The organism is Pseudomonas borbori, assembly GCF_900115555.1.
GTDB classification, from domain to species: Bacteria; Pseudomonadota; Gammaproteobacteria; order Pseudomonadales; family Pseudomonadaceae; genus Aquipseudomonas; species Aquipseudomonas borbori.
The window spans coordinates 1-1,600 of record NZ_FOWX01000091.1 but is presented as its reverse complement, the minus strand read 5'-3'; the positions used below and the strand labels follow the sequence as shown (position 1 = coordinate 1,600).

Sequence of the window (1,600 nt, the reverse complement as noted above, 5' to 3'; positions counted from 1 at the left end):
TCGTCGAAGCGCAAAAGGTGCAACCCAAGGGCAAAACCGGGCGTGCCGACATCGCGTTGGGGATGATCAACAAACTTTACGGCATCGAGCGCGAAGCTGTGCGCGAGCCGTGCCTTCTGGCTGGTGGCTTATCCGAGCCAAGGTCACGAGATTCTGTTCGACGCGCATACGCGCTCGTTCAGCGCCTTAGGCGGCGTGCCACGCCGAGGCATTTACGACAACATGAAGACGGCTGTCGACAAGGTCAATAAAGGCAAAGGCCGCACGGTGAATGCGCGCTTCGCGGTGATGTGCGCGCACTACCTGTTCGATCCGGATTTCTGCAACGTCGCCTCAGGTTGGGAAAAGGGCATCGTCGAAAAGAACGTGCAGGACAGTCGCAGGCGTATCTGGCTGGACGCCCAAGACCGCCAATTCCACTCCTTCGAGGAACTCAATGCCTGGCTCGGGCAGCGCTGCCGCGCACTCTGGAGCGAGCTTCCGCACCCGCAATACAGCGGGCTGAGCGTGGCCGAGGTGTTGGAGTTGGAGCGGGCCGAAATGATGCCCATGCCCGCGCCCTTCGACGGTTACGTCGAGCGTGCGGCGCGGGTTTCCAGCACCTGCCTGGTCAGCATGGGACGAAACCGCTACTCGGTACCCTGTGAGTACGCCGGCAAGTGGCTCAGTTGCCGCCTGTATCCGACGCGGATCGAGGTGGTAGCTGATGACGTATTGATTGCCAGCCACGCGCGCTTGCTGGATCGCGACCAGGTCAACTACGACTGGCAGCACTACATCCCGCTGATTGAACGCAAGCCGGGCGCACTGCGTAACGGTGCACCCTTTGCCGACTTGCCCGAGCCGCTGCGACAGCTCAAGCACGGTCTGACACGGCATGCCGGCGGTGACCGGATCATGGCGCAAGTCCTGGTTGCCGTACCCGTCGCCGGACTCGATGCCGTATTGGTGGCCGTTGAACTGGTACTCGAAGCCGGCACCCTGAGCGCCGAACACATCCTGAATGTCGTGGCGCGGCTGACAGCGACCGAGCCACCGCCCTCCGTCGAGACTCACTTGCAGCTCAAGGAAGCGCCTGTCGCGAACACGGCGCGCTACGACCGTTTACGCGGCAGTGTCGAGGAGATCCGTCATGCGTGATCTCATGGCAGAACTCAAAGAACTGCGCCTGCACGGCATGGCCAATGCTTGGGCGGACTTGACGGCGCAGGGTGAGTCGGCCCTAGCCTCCTCGAAATGGTTGCTCGAACACCTGCTGCAACAGGAGCATGCGGATCGGGCCATGCGCTCGGTGAACCATCAACGACACAGGTTTTGCATTGTTAGTCTGTGGCGCCAGGCGCCGTCAACTTCTTCGTCCGTTTGCGCATCGATTCGCCCTTGAGGTTGATCCGCTAGGTGTTGTGCACCAGGCGGTCGAGGATGGCGTCGGCCAGGGTCGGGTCGCCGATCAGTTCGTGCCAGTTGTCCACCAACATCTGGCTGGTCACCAGGGTCGAGCGCTTGCCGTAGCGGTCGTCCAGTAGCTCCAGCATGTCCCGCCGTTGTTCGGCGGTGAACGACGCCAGGCCCCAGTCGTCGAGTAATGTTGAGCTCAACA

General features: G+C 61.8%; 3 pseudogenes. 2 read left to right on the top strand and 1 reads right to left on the bottom strand.

The annotated features are described in order from the left end of the window. Window positions 1-84 precede the first annotated feature (84 nt). Both istA and BM315_RS24105 read left to right on the top strand, forming a co-directional pair. Window positions 85-1,140: pseudogene (gene istA, locus BM315_RS24110) on the top strand (IS21 family transposase); the annotation flags it as partial. Next, window positions 1,133-1,303, top strand: a pseudogene (locus BM315_RS24105) (ATP-binding protein); the annotation flags it as partial. The pseudogenes istA and BM315_RS24105, both read left to right, overlap by 8 nt. A 19-nt stretch (window positions 1,304-1,322) precedes the next feature. Here BM315_RS24105 and BM315_RS24100 read toward each other — a convergent pair. Next, a pseudogene (locus tag BM315_RS24100) lies at window positions 1,323-1,600 on the bottom strand (ATP-binding protein); the annotation flags it as partial.